This is a genomic window from Bacillus sp. V5-8f, assembly GCF_002863565.1.
GTDB lineage: Bacteria > Bacillota > Bacilli > Bacillales > DSM-1321 > Peribacillus.
Map to the genome: position 1 here is coordinate 17,531 of NZ_PGUW01000006.1, position 17,657 is coordinate 35,187.

Annotated in this window: 15 protein-coding genes and 1 riboswitch; of the genes, 11 read left to right on the forward strand and 4 right to left on the reverse strand. The window is 42.4% G+C overall.

Translation table 11 applies throughout. The features are described 5' to 3' along the window. Nucleotides 1-10: 10 nt before the first annotated feature. Complete coding sequence (locus CUU64_RS10080; RefSeq protein ID WP_101633503.1) at nt 11-1,459, reverse strand: amino acid permease; 1,449 nt, start codon at nt 1,457-1,459, stop codon at nt 11-13. Nucleotides 1,460-1,671: 212 nt separating this feature from the next. Continuing rightward, nucleotides 1,672-1,859: riboswitch (Lysine riboswitch) on the reverse strand. 162 nt (nt 1,860-2,021) lie between these two features. Then, nucleotides 2,022-2,984: a LacI family DNA-binding transcriptional regulator gene (locus CUU64_RS10085; protein WP_101633504.1), complete on the reverse strand. Its 963-nt coding sequence runs from the start codon at nt 2,982-2,984 to the stop codon at nt 2,022-2,024. A gap of 426 nt (nt 2,985-3,410) precedes the next feature. On the opposite strand from CUU64_RS10085, the gene CUU64_RS10090 reads away from it, so the two are divergent. Continuing rightward, complete coding sequence (locus CUU64_RS10090; protein WP_101633505.1) at nt 3,411-4,583, forward strand: FtsW/RodA/SpoVE family cell cycle protein; 1,173 nt, start codon at nt 3,411-3,413, stop codon at nt 4,581-4,583. Nucleotides 4,584-4,791: 208 nt separating this feature from the next. Here the strand turns inward: CUU64_RS10090 and CUU64_RS10095 are convergent, their stop codons facing one another. Next, on the reverse strand, nt 4,792-5,781 hold the full coding sequence (locus tag CUU64_RS10095; RefSeq protein ID WP_180954547.1) for an ABC transporter substrate-binding protein: 990 nt from the start codon (nt 5,779-5,781) through the stop codon (nt 4,792-4,794). A gap of 257 nt (nt 5,782-6,038) precedes the next feature. Here CUU64_RS10095 and CUU64_RS10100 point away from each other — a divergent pair, with 257 nt between their 5' ends. From CUU64_RS10100 to CUU64_RS10130, 7 genes are all read left to right on the forward strand, one after another. Continuing rightward, entirely contained in the window at nt 6,039-7,043 is a 1,005-nt protein-coding gene (locus CUU64_RS10100; RefSeq protein ID WP_101633506.1) for a FecCD family ABC transporter permease, read from the forward strand. Continuing rightward, entirely contained in the window at nt 7,040-8,095 is a 1,056-nt protein-coding gene (locus CUU64_RS10105) for a FecCD family ABC transporter permease (protein ID WP_101633507.1), read from the forward strand. The genes CUU64_RS10100 and CUU64_RS10105 overlap by 4 nt, the downstream gene beginning before the upstream one ends. A 33-nt stretch (nt 8,096-8,128) precedes the next feature. Continuing rightward, nucleotides 8,129-8,947, forward strand: a complete 819-nt coding sequence (locus CUU64_RS10110) for an ABC transporter ATP-binding protein (RefSeq protein WP_101633508.1) — start codon at nt 8,129-8,131, stop codon at nt 8,945-8,947. Then, nucleotides 8,940-9,710, forward strand: coding sequence for an IucA/IucC family C-terminal-domain containing protein (locus CUU64_RS10115; RefSeq protein ID WP_101633509.1), 771 nt, complete (start codon nt 8,940-8,942; stop codon nt 9,708-9,710). Before CUU64_RS10110 ends, CUU64_RS10115 begins: the two co-directional genes overlap by 8 nt. After that, entirely contained in the window at nt 9,707-9,961 is a 255-nt protein-coding gene (locus CUU64_RS10120; protein WP_101633510.1) for a DUF2573 family protein, read from the forward strand. The genes CUU64_RS10115 and CUU64_RS10120 overlap by 4 nt, the downstream gene beginning before the upstream one ends. Before the next feature lie 128 nt (nt 9,962-10,089). Continuing rightward, nucleotides 10,090-10,278 carry a hypothetical protein gene (locus CUU64_RS10125; RefSeq protein WP_101633511.1) on the forward strand — a complete coding sequence of 63 codons (189 nt, stop codon included), beginning with the start codon at nt 10,090-10,092 and terminating at the stop codon, nt 10,276-10,278. Nucleotides 10,279-10,495: 217 nt separating this feature from the next. After that, a complete protein-coding gene (locus CUU64_RS10130; RefSeq protein ID WP_101633512.1) occupies nt 10,496-11,410 on the forward strand; it encodes a proline dehydrogenase family protein in 915 nt (304 codons plus the stop codon). Nucleotides 11,411-11,555: 145 nt separating this feature from the next. On the opposite strand, the gene CUU64_RS10135 is transcribed toward CUU64_RS10130, so the two are convergent. Beyond that, on the reverse strand, nt 11,556-11,687 hold the full coding sequence (locus CUU64_RS10135) for a YuzL family protein (RefSeq protein WP_101633513.1): 132 nt from the start codon (nt 11,685-11,687) through the stop codon (nt 11,556-11,558). Nucleotides 11,688-11,970: 283 nt separating this feature from the next. On the opposite strand from CUU64_RS10135, the gene CUU64_RS10140 reads away from it, so the two are divergent. The 3 genes from CUU64_RS10140 to CUU64_RS10150 all read left to right on the forward strand — a co-directional run bounded on the left by CUU64_RS10140 (nt 11,971) and on the right by CUU64_RS10150 (nt 17,485). After that, the gene (locus tag CUU64_RS10140; RefSeq protein ID WP_374702714.1) at nt 11,971-14,364 is read left to right on the forward strand and encodes a 3-hydroxyacyl-CoA dehydrogenase/enoyl-CoA hydratase family protein; all 2,394 of its coding nucleotides are present in this window, start codon (nt 11,971-11,973) and stop codon (nt 14,362-14,364) included. 61 nt (nt 14,365-14,425) lie between these two features. Continuing rightward, nucleotides 14,426-15,604, forward strand: coding sequence for an acetyl-CoA C-acetyltransferase (locus CUU64_RS10145; protein WP_101633515.1), 1,179 nt, complete (start codon nt 14,426-14,428; stop codon nt 15,602-15,604). Nucleotides 15,605-15,700: 96 nt separating this feature from the next. Continuing rightward, entirely contained in the window at nt 15,701-17,485 is a 1,785-nt protein-coding gene (locus tag CUU64_RS10150) for an acyl-CoA dehydrogenase family protein (RefSeq protein WP_101633516.1), read from the forward strand. Nucleotides 17,486-17,657 lie beyond the last annotated feature (172 nt).

Consider the following 17,657-nt stretch of genomic DNA (forward strand, 5'->3'; position numbering starts at 1 on the left):
TTGCCTTGGATTATTCTACATCAAATTTGGCTTCTTTTGGAGAAACCACTTTGGTTTTGTTTATAAGCTTGTAGCCAATCCAGAGAATCAGGAATAATGGCAAGCCGATATACGATACCATGGCCCCTTCCCAATCAATTTTCCCACCAGTAAATGCACTATAATTTTGACCAAGGATAACAATCATGCATACAACCAAAGCGAACAATGGCCCAAACGGGTACCATTTTGCGCGGTACGGCAGATCTTTTAAATCACGTCCTTGGGCTACATAAGCTTTACGGAAACGATAATGGCTGATTGCAATTCCAACCCAGGCAATGAAGCCTGACATTCCTGAGGCATTTAATAGCCATACATACACAACTCCGTCACCAAAGAATGTTGTTAAAAATGCAAGGGTACCTACCAGCGATGTCACGATTAACGCATTCACCGGAATTCCTCTTTTATCTAGCTTGCCTAAGAACTTAGGAGCTTTTCCATCACGCGCCAAATCCCAAAGCATCCTGGTTGAAGCGTACATCCCTGAGTTTCCGGCAGATAAAATGGCCGAAAGAATAACTGCATTCATGACAGAAGCCGCAAAAGCGAGCCCAGCTTTTTCAAAAACAAGTGTAAAGGGACTTACAGCAATGTCCGAGCTTAACAAGCTTTCCGTAGTATAAGGAATGATTAATCCGATAACGAAAATAGCAAGAATATAGAATAATAGGATGCGCCAAAATACTTGGCGGATTGCTTTTGGAATATTTTTTCTTGGGTCTTCGCTTTCTCCGGCAGCTACCCCTAGTAATTCAGTTCCCTGAAAGGAGAACCCGGCAGCCATAAAGATTCCCATAATGGTCATGAAACCACCATTAAACGGTGCATCATCCATTGTGAAGTTCTTAAAGCCGATTGCTTCACCGCCCATTATACCGAGGATCATCATAAATCCGGTGATTAAAAACACAATGACTGTCACGACTTTGATAAGTGAGAACCAGTATTCAGCTTCACCAAATCCCTTGACAGACATGTAGTTTAACAGGAACATGATCGCAAGGCATAGTGCGCTCCATAGTACTGACGGGCTATCCGGGAACCAAAATTTCATGATTAATACAACTGCAGCTAATTCAGCTGCAATAGTAATCGCCCAGTTGTACCAATAATTCCAGCCTAGGGCAAAACCGAAGGCCGGATCCACGAATTTAGATGCATATACCCGGAAAGAACCCGCTACCGGCATGAAGGCAGCCATTTCAGCAAGTCCTGTCATCAAGAAGTAAACCATTATACCAATGGCAGCATAGGCAACTAGGGCACCTCCAGGACCCGCAGAATGGATGGCACCGCCACTAGCCAGGAATAACCCGGTGCCAATTGTTCCCCCGAGAGAGATCATCGTTAGATGCCTTGCTTTCAATCCTCTTTTTAATTGTGTAGGATTGTTTGATGCTGTTGTATTTCTCATCTGTTACACTCCTTTTTTGAAAGGTAAGAAAGTCTAAGATTATCAACCTGTATTGAAGTTTAGCTCCAGCGCCCGGCCCCGACGCACAGGACATGGCAGATGTTAGTCGACGTTCCTTACAACGGGGCGATTGTCGCTTTTCTGAAGAGAGGCAAATAAAAAACAGCCGTCGAAGAAGATCGACGGCTGTTTGAATAACCCGTTTAATCCCTTCCGAAAGTAGCTCTCCACGTTTCCAGTAAGAAAACATGACAGTGGTGTTCCTGTTCGAAAACACCGCCAGCCTGGATATACAGTGAATATATCCAAGCTTCGGCGACTTATCCTTTCTGCCGGAGTCAACGATATTCGCTGTACCTCGTCCGCCATACTTATATAAGCCGCAGCCTCTACCTCATCGGTTAATGAGGAAATATTCAATTCATACTATAGAAGTATAATTTAATATCGTGAATCCCGCAATATATTTTTCATAAATCTAGTAAATATTATCTATTTTCCAAAACGGAATTTGGTTAACTTTTAAGTGTTTATTATTCTACAAAAACAATATGCAAAGGGTTTAACAGGATTGGCGTTCGATTAATTCAAATTCCAATTTGATTTTTTGTGGGTCTTTATTTTCCATAAATAGATCAAAAGCCGTTTTCCCGATGGCTCCCAGCGGTAACGACACCGTTGTAATCCCTATAAGTTTCGCAATATCATCATTATCAAAACCGATAACAGCCAGATTCCCGGGAATATCGATGCCAGCTTGTTTTGCAGATAAAATGCAGCCAGCCGCAGCCTGATCGCTTGTAATAATTAAGGCTTCAGGCCGATTTTCGAAATCTATCCATTTACGAAATATATCGGAACCATCGCCCATATTGTAGCAGCCTTCAAAGATCCATTCGGGTTTTGTTTCCAATCCATATTTTTTTGTGGCATCTTCATAAGCTTTGGCGCGTAAATGACTATTTCGGCCGGTTTTTCTGCCAAGGCTGTACCCAATTTTCCGATATCCCTTCTTATGAAGGAATTCAATTGCGCAAGAAAAGGCGGCATAATGATCAATGCTTACCGAGGGAAAAGTTGTTTGTGCTAAATCTTCACAAAATATAATCGGCCCATACTGTTTATATTCATGTATGGTTTTTAACTCGTTGATCTTGGAGCAAATGATAAGCCCGTCCAGCTGCTTCATTTTCAGCATTTCAAGTGCTTGTCTCTCTTTTTCTTTATCATAATTTGTTTGGAAAATGACAAGATGATATCCAAAAACATTTGCCTGGCGGGAAATGCCTTCCATGATTCGACCAAAATAACGATGATTCGTATATGGAATCACGACACCTATAAGGTTTGTGTTCCCCCTTGATAAATGCACAGCATTAATGTTCCTTGTATATTGCAGTTGGTCGATTGCCTGCAAAACTGCTTGTTTTTTTTCACTGCTTACATAAGGGTGGTTGTTTAATACCCTTGAAACAGTGGAAACGGAGACACCAGCTATTTGAGCAATGTCTTTAATGTTTGCCATTGGTATCACTCACCACTTGTTTGTTTTTACACTATTGTATATGATGAAACCCGTTTCACACCATATTAGCTACAATATTCACGATGTTAACAACGTAATAAACCGTTTTGCGGGTATTGCCATGGTCACCGTTTCATGCCCTATCATCAAGGTGATATATCAGGAGAGGGGGACATGAAATGATCCTTGGTTGCCTGAGCATTGTATTCCTGTGTGCCACTGAACTGGCTACCGCTTATTTGGCCACTGAGTTAAAGTAAGGAAAAGTAAAATAACTGATTACAATCAATTTTCGAATCTGTTGGTAACTCTAGGGGAAAATATCCCAACTGACAATATTGTTGTGATTTTATCTCTATCAAGTATAATGATAAGGTAAATTAGTTTGATCATTTGCTTGATCCTTTTTAAAAAGGGAGAGTTACCATGCAGTCAGATAAAAATATATCGTCCCGTGTCGATTTCGGATTGGCATTTATCATATTTCTTTTGTTCATCGCAAGCTCGATTGCCATTTACAGTGCCCAGTCCACGGGCCAGTATGGACAGAACTTTCTGCTGAAGCAAATTGTATGGTATATCGTAGGAATAGGAATAATTATCGGAGTCATCACCTTTGACTCTGACCAATTAAAAAAGATTTCTTGGTACACTTACGGGTTTGGCTGTTTGCTGCTTGCCTTCCTGATTATCGCCCCTGATAGTATCGCAAAACCGGTCAATGGAGCAAAAAGCTGGTTCCAGGTCCCTTTTATGGGTTCTTTCCAACCATCGGAAATCATGAAGGTATTCTTGGTTCTATCCCTTGCTAATGTTATATCGAGCCACCATATAAAAACTCCTGTCAAAACTACACAAACCGATTTGTGGCTTTTGGGCAAGCTCGGGCTTGTAACGCTGTTGCCCCTGGCTCTGGTCATGCAGCAGCCGGATTTGGGAACATCACTTGTCTTATTGGCGATCTTGCTTGGAATGGTTTTTATATCGGGCATTTCATGGAAAATTTTGCTCCCTATTTTTGCCGGTGGAGCAGCCTTTGCTGGCACCATTATGTTTTTTGTGATTTGGCATCCTGAAATTCTGGAGAAATACTTAGGTGTGCAACAGTATCAATTTGGGCGGATTTATTCCTGGATTGACCCATATAACTATCAGAGCAGTACCGGGTATCACTTAACAAGATCACTGCTTGCGATTGGTTCTGGACAGACGGATGGAAAAGGCATTGGATCCCGCGAAGTTTATCTTCCCGAGAGCCAAACCGACTTCATTTTCAGCGTCATTGGCGAAGAATTTGGATTTATTGGTGCAAGTATCGTCATAAGTTTATTCTTCCTGTTAATTTACCACATCACCAAAATCGGAATGGAAACAAAAAATAATTTTTATACCTATATATGTGTAGGTGTGATCAGTATGATAACCTTCCATGTTTTCCAGAATATCGGAATGACAATCGGTGTGCTTCCGATCACTGGAATTCCGCTTCCGTTCATAAGCTATGGGGGGAGTTCTTTAATGGGGAACATGCTTGCTATTGGGATTATTTTTAGCATTAGGTACCACTATAAGAAGTATATGTTTTCGACTGACACCTAAAAAGGAAAATGCTGCTGTGAACTGCACCTTCCATTGTTAAATCACGATTAACAATTGGGGTGCTTTTTGTTTTTTATTTATTTTTGTTAGCATTTTATTAAATAGCCGAATGCCAAAGTTGCCGGTTACAACCCGGCAAACCGATTTTGTGCATAAATGATACAACAAAAAAAGGGAAACACGGGCGCAGTGTTTCCCTTTTTAAAGCTTATTTTTCAAAGAATATTTTCTCGATATCATCCAGCATTAAATTTGCTGCTTTTACACCACCGGCTGTATTCCAAATGGCGTCATCTACCTGATGTACCTGTCCATTCTTGACGGCATTCAAATTTTTCCATAATGGGCCATTAAGCCATTCTTTTTCTGTAGCCAGTGCTTTATTGTCCCCCTGTGGAGCATAGGTAAAATAAAAGAGGCGGTCTGCATCCATTTCAGGGATAGCTTCCTTTCCTACCTCAATCGCAAGATTCCCAAGTTTGTTCTCGGCGGTAAACAGTTTTTCTTGTTGTTTGGCACGTTTAAAGCCTAGTTCATTGAAAATAACGCCTGAAAAGGAATCGGTGTAATAAATACGGGTAACTCCGGCCATAAAACGGACAACAGACACCTCCTGATTCACTTTATCACCCAGTTTTTCTTTCAGGCTTGCCACTTTTTGATCATACTGGCCTAAGATTTCTTTTCCTTTTTCCTCCCTATTCAAGGCTTTTGCATATAAGCTAAAATTCTCTTTCCAATCTCCTCTTAAAGTCTCTGAAAACACAGTAGGGGCAATTTGGTTCAGTTTCTCATAGAAAGCCTCCTGACGCATCTTGTTTCCGATGATTAGATCGGGCTGCAGCGCTGCAATCTCCTCCAAGTTTACTTCACTTTCTGTTCCCACGACCTGGACGTCCTTCATGTCGTCTTTAATATGGTTGTACCAAGGATCCCCAGTCCAGGATTGTACAGCCCCAACCGGTGTAACACCCATCGATAACAGGGCTTCAGTTCCTTCGTTTGTTAAAATTACTATTCTTTTAGGCGTTGCCGGGATGTCGGTAGTGCCCATGGCATGTTCCACTGTATAGCCTTTTTCCTTGGAACCTGATTCTTCTTGTGTTTCTGCATTTTGTTCCTTAGAGCCGCATGCGGAAAGGATGATGGCAAAAATGACAGATAGCATTGCCAATAACATGGCATGTTTCCTTGACATAATACTCCTCCTATAAATATGTAATATAATTATTAATGATAATCATTATCATCACCTTCATTTTGATATTAAAATCAAATGGCGGATATGTCAATAATCAAATTGAAAACGATTTTCATTATCATTGACAGGTGAATTCAATTTAAATACACTTAAATGGTAAGTGAGATTTCCCGGATGTAAAAGCTGTGGGTTTTACACAGTCTTCATATTAATCATTAACAAGAAACAGGTTATTTAAGAGAGGAAAAGCGTATATGCTTTTAAAAACCGTATCTCAAAAAAAAATGGGCTTTTTCTTATTAGTAGTAATCTTATTTTTTATAATGTGTGCCAGTGTAGTCTACGGGTATACCGATACTTCGTGGGGTACAGCTAAGGAAGCTTTCAACGATTTTAATGGCTCGAATGAACATATTATCATACAAACTGTAAGGCTCCCAAGATCTTTGATCGCAGCATGTGTAGGGGCGAGTTTAGCAATGGCCGGTGTGTTGATGCAGACATTGACTAAGAACCCACTTGCATCCCCAGGGACTTTTGGTATTAATGCGGGCGCTGGTTTGGCTGTGGTTGCTTCGGTTACATTTTTTTCAGTTAGCAGTTTGCAAGCCTATACATGGATATCCTTCTTAGGGGCGGCCGTTGCTGCGGTTGGGGTCTATGGAGCTGGTTCTTTTGGGCGTGAAGGCCTTACCCCAATGAAATTGACACTGGCAGGGGCGGCGATTGCGGCGTTGTTTTCATCATTGACTCAGGGGCTTTTAGTTATAAATGAGACAGCTCTTGAACAGGTTTTATTCTGGCTGGCAGGTTCTGTCCAGGGGCGCAAACTCGAAACATTGACTAGTATACTGCCTTATTTAGCGATTGGCTGGATTACCTCCTGTTTACTTGCATCCAGGATGAACCTTCTTTCAATGGGTGATGATGTCGCGAAAGGCCTTGGCCTAAGAGTTGGATTAATTAAAATTATTGCCGCACTGTGCGTTATATTGCTCGCAGGCGGTGCTGTGGCGATTGCTGGTCCTGTTGGCTTTATCGGCATTGTGATACCGCATGTCACCCGGGCTGCTGTGGGCATTGACCATAGGTGGGTAATTCCTTACAGTGCACTGCTTGGCGCGATTCTGTTGGTCGCAGCGGATATCCTGGCCCGGTATGTAATTATGCCACGGGAAGTTCCAGTCGGAGTCATGACTGCAATAATCGGAACCCCTTTCTTTATATACATTGCAAGAAAGGGGTTAAATGCAAAATGAATAAGTACAAAAGTATTCGTTTGTTCAATGGTTTCATCTCTTTTTTATTAGATCAAAGGGCTGTGACTGTTTTTGTAATTTTGCTTCTTTTGCTGTTTTCGTTATTTTTACTAAGCGCGAGTACCGGGCAAATGTTTATTTCACCTTTACGTGTGGCCAAAATTTTATTTGGTGCCGGAAATGAAATGGAAACGATGGTTGTTACTTCATTCAGGCTTCCCCGTATAGTGGTTGCTATTATGGTTGGAATGGCGCTTGCTGTGGCTGGCGGAATCCTGCAGGGGATGATCCGCAATCCGCTTGCTTCACCTGACATAATCGGATTAACAGGCGGTGCTTCATTTGCGGTGGTTTCCTTCCTGGCCTTTTTTAGCGACACGAACAATTCATTGACGGTCAGCATTGCCTGGCTTCCACTCGCGGCGTTTGCCGGAGCTTCAATCACTGCTTTCTTAGTCTATTCCTTTTCATGGAAAAATGGAGTAGCACCGACCAGGTTGGTCTTAGTTGGAATAGGAATCTCAGCCCTGATGCAGGCTGGCACAACGATGATGATGATTTTGGGGCCTATTTACAGGGCTTCCCAAGCGAATATTTGGATAACGGGTTCTGTTAATGGAGCGAAATGGACAGACGTTTATATCCTCGTACCCTTGGTGTTGCTAATTTTGTCTATCGCATTTGCACTAAGCCGTAATTTAAATGTTCAAGAGCTTGGGGAGGACATTGCTCTAGGTGTTGGAAATAAAGTTGAAAAACAAAGGCTGTTTTTATTGGTCATTGCTACTGCCTTGACTGGAGGTGCCGTGGCATTTGGTGGAGGAATCGGGTTCGTGGGATTGATGGCTCCTCATATGGCAAGGCGTCTTGTCGGGGGCGCTTTTGGCGCTTTGTTGCCGATAGCTGCCTTAATAGGAGCTGTGTTGGTTCTTGTGGCCGACTTAATAGGCAGGACACTGTTCGCCCCCCTGGAAATTCCTGCAGGCGTGTTCACTGCCAGTATAGGCGCACCCTATTTTATCTATTTATTATATAAAACAAGGAACACATAAATATATTATTTTAGAAGAAAAGGAGAAAGGGAAATGGAAAGTTCGATAAAAACCGAAGCTTTAACACTATCTTACGGTGAACAAACCATTATAGACCAGCTGGACCTAGCCATACCCAAAGGGGAAATAACGGTATTCATTGGAAGCAATGGATGTGGGAAATCCACCCTACTGCGGTCAATCGCCCGCTTGTTAAAGCCGGTTTCGGGTTCCGTATTGTTGGATGGTGAAGCCATAGCGAAAATGCCGACTAAAGAAGTGGCAAAAAAGATGTCGATTCTCCCCCAGGCACCTGCAGCTCCTGAAGGGCTAACAGTCCTGCAGCTCGTAAAGCAAGGCAGGTATCCTTACCAAACGTGGCTTAAGCAATGGACGGAAGAAGATGAACAAAAGGTGGAAGCCGCCCTTCGTGCCACAGGACTTGCAGAACTGAAATACCGACCCGTAGATGCCCTGTCAGGAGGGCAGCGGCAACGTGCCTGGATTGCAATGACTTTAGCCCAGGATACCGACATCCTGCTTTTGGATGAACCGACGACCTATCTGGACATGACCCACCAAATTGAAATTCTGGATTTATTGTTCGAATTGAATGAAACGGAAAACCGGACAATCATCATGGTACTGCATGACCTGAATTTGGCGAGCCGTTATGCCCACCATATTGTCGCCTTAAAAAATAAAAATGTATTTGCCCAGGGAAAACCCGAATATATTATTAATTGCTCCTTGGTGAAGGAAGTTTTTCAAATGGACTGTGAGGTCACCGTCGATCCGCTTTTCGGAACACCGCTTTGTATCCCCTACGGAAAGGGAAGATGTATTTTGAAGGAGACTCCGGTAAATGAATAGCAAACTGACGGAACAGGAAATAGCCATTTTAGCAGATTATCGGTTTGTTTATAATGCAGAATCCTCTTCGTTTTCTTTCCGTGCTGCCGATTTGCTTAGTAAAGATCAGTTAAATCGAATCCTCCCTGCAATTCAAGAAAGGCTGAATGCACCGGACCTCAAGGTGACGGTCTCAATTTTAACGAAACGGTACGGCTTTTATGCGGTCATCAATTTGTTTGCCATGTCAGTCTTCAATAAAAGGATCAATGGAACTATAGAGAATGTTTCTCTTCACGATAACGGAATCCCAGGTTTTACCCCGGATATCGTATATCGCGATATATCAGCCGATTCTTTGGGGACAGAACGTTCAAAGGGACGTCAAGAAGTGTGCCAGCAGACCTTTGCCGAGCATATTTACCCCATTATTGTTATGCTTTCAAAAGAAACAGCGTTACCAGAACTGATTCTATGGGAAAATGTTGCTATTTATATCTTTTGGCTCTATGAAACCCTCTTAGAAAAAGCCATGGACCAGGAAGTAACTGCAAGGCTAGAATCTGATTTCTTTTACTTGGTTCATGATGCACCAGGAAGCATTTTCGGGAATCTCCATGAAAATCCGTTAAAACGTTATTATACTGAAAAGGTTTTGCTTCCTGAAAGGGAAAAAATGATTAGAATTCGTCAAACATGCTGTTTCTCTTATAAAGCAGGAACAAAAAAGATGTGCGGAGGGTGCCCCAGGTCTTCGCTCAAAAAGGAAAGGAAGATTCCATGAATAATGAATTCGATTCCAAGTTTGCTGCACTTGTAGAAAAGTATACAGAACTGTTAACAGGAGAAATCGGGCCTGAACTACAGGAAAAGGTAAAATATTGGGCGCTTTATACCTATATAGCCAAATCCATGCCTGCTCTAGCGAAACATTGGAATGAAACATATCCGGAAGCTAAAAACGATATAATGGAAATCATTAAAGAAATCAAACAGCTTAATGAAGCCTACCGTTCTTCAAAAAGTGAGGAATAGTCCAGTCGGCAAATCCCTTATTAATTTTTCAATATTGTGTGCTTGTCTGCCTAATTTTATTAGGACAGGCTCCATGTCCACCTTCCTTTCATATAGTATAAGGACAACTATACAAGGGAGGTGAAGATATGAAGCGCCAACAAATGTATGGTCCTCCACAATACCAGCCAGGATATGGGCCGGGTTATCACCATGGCCGCCCGCCTTATCATCATTACCACCATTATGGCCACCACTATCCACATTACGGCCATCACTATGGTTATCCTTATCAACCGTACGGCCAATATGGATATCCGTACGGATATAGAAAATAGTCTAAATAAAAACCGTGCTTCATAACAAATAGAGGGGCTTCATTCTTCTGGTAGCCCTTTAATTCCCAAGATAGCCATTCATAAAGTGTTCCTGCTTCGTATTACATGAATGGTTTTCTGAGATTTTGATATCAACAGAAAGTTCTGAGATGATAAAACGGAATAGTAAAAATTTGGTTATTTTTTCAACCTACATATTTTTTAGGGGGCAACTGTCATGGAGCAGGTAATGAGGAACTTTTTTCTCTTTCTTTCTAAAAATAGAAGCTTGACTAAATTGGCCAAAAAATGGGGTCTTCGCTTTGGGGCATCTAAGTTTGTTGCGGGGGAAACGATTGAAATGGCTGTGAAAAAAATAAAAGAGCTAAACAAATCGGGGCTTGAGGTAACAATCGATTATTTAGGGGAGTTTATCGATAATGAAGTGGAGGCTAATCAAATGGCTGACAATGCAATACTGGCTATCGAAGCTATCCACAAGCATAACCTTAATTCCCAGCTTTCTTTGAAGCTTACTTCAATGGGAATGGATATCTCCCCTGGTGTCGTCATGAAAAATATGAGAAGGATCCTAGATGCTGCATTATCCAACAAGGTATTTGTAACAATCGACATGGAAGACTATTCCCGCTGCCAAAAGACTATCGAAATTTTCAAGGAGCTAAGGAAAGAGTATGAAAATGTAGGGACAGTCATACAGGCTTACCTTTACAGAACCGAAAAAGATATGGACGACTTAAACAGCCTCCATCCGAATCTCCGCCTTGTAAAAGGGGCCTATAAAGAATCCGCGGAGGTGGCTTTCCCTGAAAAAAAGGATGTAGATAATAATTTTAAAAAAATCATCAAGACTCACCTTTTAAATGGAAACTATACAGCAGTGGCAACCCATGATGATAAGATCCTCGAATATACCAAACAACTGGTGAAAGAATATAATATTCCCAAAGACCAATTTGAGTTTCAAATGCTATACGGTATCCGTAATGAACGCCAGCTTGATTTAGTAAAGGAAGGCTATAAAATGCGTGTGTATGTTCCATATGGAACAGACTGGTATGGTTATTTCATGCGCCGTTTAGCAGAAAGGCCGGCGAATGTGGCCTTTGTTTTGAAAGGGATATTTAAGTAAGTTAAGTAAGAGATTCCCGCAGAATTGTGCGGGAACCCTATATGGATTTCAGTCGATTTCGGTGGAATCGCTCAATAGTATGCTTTTTCGCTCGAAGCTAATTTTTTTCCTTAATTATCAATATTTCCGCTTAAATCCTGTTTATTTAACGAGGATACTGGTTATTTTGGCTGTTTACCTTATTGATTCTGCTTGGCTCACCGCCGGGACCGGCATTTCCTTTAACACTGGCTGCACTTACCCCGCGCTTTGACGGGTTTTTTTCTACCTTTGCCATATTTCCTCACCTCCTGTTTTTCGACATTATTTTTCGCAAACTTAGGGGGAAATAACACAGGACGAGGAAATAGCATGTTCTTTTTTTGTGGAATTTTACGTTTGCCATACAGGTAATCATGATTTTGGAATAATATAAATTAAGAAAAGTGAAATTTTTTAAGCATTTATAATTGCGGAATTTTCCAAAATATTTTATATTAGTATCAACAGGAAAAATATGAATATATTTTTTTGAAGGTAAAATGAATGAGCATTCATTCAATACACTATGTAAGGGGGATATGAACTTGGTTCGACAAATACGAAAGGCTGCGGTTCTAGGGTCAGGAGTTATGGGATCAGGGATTGCTGCACACCTTGCGAACATCGGCATACCAACTTTATTATTAGACATTGTTCCTCGTGAATTAACCGAGGCTGAACAGAAAAAAGGATTGACATTAGAAGATAAACAAGTAAGAAACCGGATCAGCCAGACTGCTATCCAAAAGCTTTTGAAGCAAAAACCGGCACCTCTGACGTCGAAGAGAAACCTTGCGTTGATCGAAGCGGGGAATCTTGAGGACGACATGAGGCGGCTAGGTGAAGTGGATTGGGTGATCGAAGTCGTTGTTGAAAGACTTGATGTGAAACAACAAGTTTTTGAAAAAGTGGACCAAAATCGTAAGCCAGGAAGCATCATTAGTTCAAATACTTCGGGAATCTCAATTGAGGCGATGGCAGAAGGACGTTCAGAAGACTTTAAAAAGAACTTTCTTGGCACTCACTTTTTCAACCCGCCACGGTATTTGAAGCTTTTGGAAGTGATTCCTACTAAGGATACAGACCCTGAAGTCCTTTCATTCATGAAGCTCTTCGGTGAAGATGTATTGGGCAAAGGAGTAGTGGTTGCCAAGGACACACCGAATTTCATTGCAAACCGAATTGGCACATACGGCCTCCTCGTAACGGTCCGTGAAATGCTAAAAGGCGGTTATAGTGTCGGAGAAGTTGATTCCGTTACGGGGCCGCTGATTGGAAGAGCAAAGAGTGCTACTTTCCGCACACTTGATGTAGTAGGTTTGGACACATTCGCACATGTTGCAAGAAACGTATACGACCAGGTGGAAGGCGCGGAGAAGGAAGTTTTTGAAATTCCGGGCTTCATGCAAAAAATGATTGAAAACGGCTGGCTTGGAAGCAAATCGGGACAGGGTTTCTTCCTGAAGAAGGGTAAGGAAATCTTCGAATTGGATCCTGAAACGTTAGAGTATGTAGAAAGAAAGAAGCTGAAGGCGGCCTCCATTGAAGCAAGCAAACAACAAAAAGGGCATGCCAACAAAATGAAAGCGCTTGTATATGGTGAAGACCGTGCAGGAGAGCTGCTCTGGAACATATTCAGCCCAGTGCTTGTTTATTCGGCTGAGCTCCTAGGCGCTATTGCCGACGATATTGTAGCCATTGACAATGCAATGAAATGGGGTTTTGGCTGGAATGCCGGTCCATTTGAAACGTGGGATGCAATAGGACTTGAAAAATCGGTAGCACGCATGGAAGAAGAAGGAACTGCGGTGCCACAGTGGATTAAAGACATGCTTGCATCAGGTTTTACTTCATTCTATAAAGAAACGGAAGAGGGACAAATCTCTTATTATGCGAATGGGGAATACAAGCAGCTAATCGAAAATCCAAAAGTTATCAATCTTAAAAGGCTAAAAAAGCAAGGGAAAGTCATCAAGAAAAATAGCGGTGCAAGCTTAATTGATATTGGTGACGGTGTAGCGTTATTAGAGTTCACTTCACCAAATAATGCGATTGGCCTTGATATTGTTCAAATGATCAACTTTGCGGTCGAAGAAGTGGAAGCGAACTACAAGGGACTTGTAATCGGCAACCAGGCCAAGAACTTCTGTGTTGGTGCAAACCTTGCCATGATGTTGATGGAAGCTCAGGATGACAATGTTTCTGAATTGGATATGGTAATACGCCACTTCCAGCAGGCAATGATGAAAATCAAATATAGCTCTAAACCAGTTGTTGCCGCACCATTTAACATGGCCCTTGGCGGCGGAGCTGAAGTATGCCTTCCTGCAGCACACATCCAGGCTTCCAGCGAAACGTATATGGGGCTTGTAGAGGTTGGTGTTGGACTGATTCCAGGCGGAGGCGGAAACAAGGAATTTTATATCAAGCATTTGAAGAGCATGCCTAAAGGTGTCGAGTTCGACTTGCAAAAGGTAGCCAACAAAGTGTTTGAATCCATCGCAACGGCGAAAGTTTCCACCTCAGGAGAAGAAGCGCGTGAAAATAATTTCCTAAACTTCGCAGATGGCATTTCCGTGAATCCTGACCACCTTCTATATGATGCTAAACAAGCTGTACTTGCCCTTTATGAGCAAGGATATACAGCTCCTGCTAGAGTCAAGATTCCTGTAGTGGGAGAGCCAGGCTACGCTGCACTGCTTCTTGGTGCGGAATCACTACGCTTAAGCGGATATATTTCTGATCATGACATTTATATTGCAAAGAAGCTTGCTTACGTGATTGCAGGCGGAAAAGTTCCGTACGGTACTGAAGTGGATGAACAATACTTGCTTGATTTGGAAAGGGAAGCTTTTTTAAGCTTAATCGCCCAGCCAAAATCCCAAGCCAGAATGCAGCACATGCTCGTTAAAGGAAAACCATTGCGTAACTAATTTATATATGACATTTCGAAAGTTTGATAAATTGCTTCAAAAAAAGGTAAGGGGGATCTTCATGAGAGAAGCGGTAATTGTAGCCGGGGCGCGTACTCCGGTAGGGAAATCAAAAAAGGGTTCTCTTGCTGCAGTACGCCCGGATGATTTAGGTGCTCTAGTTGTTCAAGAGACATTAAAGCGTGCTGGGAATTATGAAGGAAATATTGATGATTTAATCATTGGCTGTGCGATGCCTGAAGCTGAGCAGGGGTTGAACATGGCCAGAAACATCGGTGCGCTTGCAGGTCTGCCTCACGATGTTCCGGCCATCACGATAAACCGTTATTGTTCAAGCGGCCTCCAAGCTATTGCTTACGGCGCTGAGCGAATTATGCTCGGCTCAAGTGATACGATCATCGCGGGCGGGGCAGAGTCGATGAGCCTGGTGCCAATGATGGGCCATGTCGTACGCCCGAATGCAAAGCTAGCAGAAACAGCTCCTGAATATTATATGGGAATGGGCCATACGGCTGAAGAGGTAGCAAGGAGATTCGGAATTTCCCGTCAAGACCAAGATGAGTTTGCTGTGCGCAGTCACGAAAAGGCAGCAAGGGCCATAGCAGAAGGTAAGTTTGTAGATGAAATTGTTCCTGTTGATGTAACGTTACGGTCTGTAGGCGCGGATAACAAGCTGAAGGAAAAAACCTTCCAGTTTACTCAGGATGAAGGCGTGCGTGCGGGTACGACCACTGATGTTCTTGGGAAATTGCGCCCTGCATTCTCCGTGACGGGTTCTGTTACAGCAGGAAATGCTTCACAAACGAGCGATGGTGCTGCGGCTGTTATGATTATGGATTCTGAGAAAGCCTCATCTCTAGGTCTTGCCCCAATGGGTAAATTCCGTTCATTTGCAGTAGCGGGCGTACCGCCTGAAATCATGGGAATCGGACCGGTTGCTGCCATTCCAAAAGCATTGAAGCTGGCTGGATTAGAGCTATCCGATATTGGGTTATTTGAATTGAATGAAGCTTTTGCATCACAATCCATACAGATCATTCGTGAGCTTGGCCTTGATGAAGAAAAGGTCAATGTCAATGGCGGAGCGATTGCACTTGGGCATCCGCTTGGCTGTACAGGTGCTAAATTGACTCTTACGCTTCTACATGAAATGAAGCGCAGGAACCAGCAGTTTGGTGTCGTTACTATGTGTATCGGCGGCGGAATGGGTGCGGCCGGTGTATTTGAATTGATGGCTTAAGATTAATTTGCATTGTATCCGCTCTGGAAGGAAAACCGCCGGAGCGGAGCATATACATTTCAAACCTAATTATGATACTTTCAGGAGGTAAAAAAAATGTCTAATCAAACAGAAACATTAATCAAAGGCGGCGCCTTTTTAATTGAAGAAATTTCGCATGAGCAAGTGTTCACACCAGAAGATTTTACAGATGAACAGATCATGATTGCAAAAACAACCGAGGATTATGTAACGAATGAGGTTCTTCCTCAGGTTGAGCACCTTGAGAACCATGAATTCGATCGTTCCGTCAAATTGCTTAAGCAGGCTGGCGAGCTTGGATTGCTTGGTGCGGATGTTCCAGAAGAATACGGCGGCCTTGGCCTTGACAAGATCAGTTCAGCTCTTATTACGGAAAAAATGGCACGTGTTGGCGGTTTCTCTATCACGCATGGTGCACATGTAGGGATTGGGTCTCTGCCTATCGTCCTTTTTGGTAACGAAGAACAAAAACATAAATACCTCCCAGCGCTGGCTACTGGTGAAAAGATTGCCGCTTATGCCCTGACTGAGCCGGGTTCCGGTTCTGATGCGCTTGGTGCCAAAACAACTGCAAAATTAAACGCTGAAGGAACACATTATGTATTAAATGGTGAAAAGCAATGGATCACTAATGCAGGGTTTGCTGATGTATTCGTGGTTTATGCGAAAATTGATGGGGAGAAATTCACTGCATTCATCGTGGAACGTGAATACCCAGGGGTTTCTACCGGTGCTGAAGAAAAGAAAATGGGTATCAAAAGCTCATCTACCCGTACACTGATATTGGAGGATGCACAGGTTCCTGTAGAAAATCTTCTTGGAGAAGTTGGTAAAGGCCATGTCATTGCTTTCAATATCTTGAATATCGGCCGTTATAAATTAGGCGTAGGTGGCGTCGGTGGAGCGAAAAATGCTTTTGCATTGGCTGCGGCTTATACAAACCAGCGCCAGCAATTCAAGACTCCACTTTCTTCCTTTAACCTTACAAAAGAAAAACTTGCTACAATGGCATCGAAAATCTATGCTTCTGAAAGCTCTGTATGGCGTACAGTTGGGCTTTTCGAACAACGCATGAGCAAGCTTACTGATGAAGAAGTGAAAAACGGGAAAGAAGTGGCGAACTCCATTGCTGAATATGCCATTGAATGCTCACTTAACAAATTCTTTGCATCTGAAGTATTGGATTATGTTGTGGACGAAGGCGTTCAGCTTCACGGCGGATATGGCTTCATGCAGGAATATGAAATTGAACGCGCATACCGTGATTCACGCATTAACCGTATTTTTGAAGGTACGAACGAAATCAATCGCTTGCTGGTACCTGGTACATTCTTGAAGAAAGCAATAAAAGGAGAACTGCCTCTTCTTCAAAAAGCCCAAGCACTCCAGGAAGAATTAATGATGATGATGCCTGAAGAACCTGGCGATGAGCCATTGGCACAAGAAAAAATGCTTGTGAGAAATGCAAAGAAAATCGGCTTGTTGGCAGCTGGCCTTGCTGCACAGAAATTTGGCACAAAGCTTGAGCAAGAACAGGAAATCCTCGTGAATATCGCTGATATCGCATCATTTGCTTATGCGATGGAATCTGTTGTGTTGCGTACAGAAAAAGCAATCGCAGCAACAGGGCTTGAAAAGAACCAGCAAAAAGTGCTTTATACAGAAATTTTCTGTCAGGAAGCATTCAACCAAATTGAACAACATGCCAAAGAAACCCTTATTGCTTCAGAAAGCGGAGATACTTTACGCATCATGTTATCCGCACTTCGTAAATTGACAAGATACAACCCAATCAATGTGATTGCGAAGAAGCGTGAAGCTGCTGCGAAAATCATCGATACAGAAAAATACGCTTTGTAATTTGGCTTTACACTATAGATAGCTGCCATGCGGGAATATCCTTTTGATGGGTATTCCCGTTTTTTTCATAAACGTTTGATTTATGAGTTTTTTATGAAAAAAAGAAAATAATTACAGCATATACTTTGTATTGGGAAAAGAAAACGGGTATTCTAGGAGTAGGTGGTGAAAG

Bases quoted from the DNA above. Each gene is read 5' to 3' on its own strand.
- CUU64_RS10080 (WP_101633503.1), bottom strand. From the start codon at position 1,459: ATGAGAAATACAACAGCATCAAACAATCCTACACAATTAAAAAGAGGA.
- CUU64_RS10085 (WP_101633504.1), bottom strand. From the start codon at position 2,984: ATGGCAAACATTAAAGACATTGCTCAAATAGCTGGTGTCTCCGTTTCC.
- CUU64_RS10090 (WP_101633505.1), top strand. From the start codon at position 3,411: ATGCAGTCAGATAAAAATATATCGTCCCGTGTCGATTTCGGATTGGCA.
- CUU64_RS10095 (WP_180954547.1), bottom strand. From the start codon at position 5,781: ATGTCAAGGAAACATGCCATGTTATTGGCAATGCTATCTGTCATTTTT.
- CUU64_RS10100 (WP_101633506.1), top strand. From the start codon at position 6,039: ATGCTTTTAAAAACCGTATCTCAAAAAAAAATGGGCTTTTTCTTATTA.
- CUU64_RS10105 (WP_101633507.1), top strand. From the start codon at position 7,040: ATGAATAAGTACAAAAGTATTCGTTTGTTCAATGGTTTCATCTCTTTT.
- CUU64_RS10110 (WP_101633508.1), top strand. From the start codon at position 8,129: ATGGAAAGTTCGATAAAAACCGAAGCTTTAACACTATCTTACGGTGAA.
- CUU64_RS10115 (WP_101633509.1), top strand. From the start codon at position 8,940: ATGAATAGCAAACTGACGGAACAGGAAATAGCCATTTTAGCAGATTAT.
- CUU64_RS10120 (WP_101633510.1), top strand. From the start codon at position 9,707: ATGAATAATGAATTCGATTCCAAGTTTGCTGCACTTGTAGAAAAGTAT.
- CUU64_RS10125 (WP_101633511.1), top strand. From the start codon at position 10,090: ATGAAGCGCCAACAAATGTATGGTCCTCCACAATACCAGCCAGGATAT.
- CUU64_RS10130 (WP_101633512.1), top strand. From the start codon at position 10,496: ATGGAGCAGGTAATGAGGAACTTTTTTCTCTTTCTTTCTAAAAATAGA.
- CUU64_RS10135 (WP_101633513.1), bottom strand. From the start codon at position 11,687: ATGGCAAAGGTAGAAAAAAACCCGTCAAAGCGCGGGGTAAGTGCAGCC.
- CUU64_RS10140 (WP_374702714.1), top strand. From the start codon at position 11,971: ATGAACTTGGTTCGACAAATACGAAAGGCTGCGGTTCTAGGGTCAGGA.
- CUU64_RS10145 (WP_101633515.1), top strand. From the start codon at position 14,426: ATGAGAGAAGCGGTAATTGTAGCCGGGGCGCGTACTCCGGTAGGGAAA.
- CUU64_RS10150 (WP_101633516.1), top strand. From the start codon at position 15,701: ATGTCTAATCAAACAGAAACATTAATCAAAGGCGGCGCCTTTTTAATT.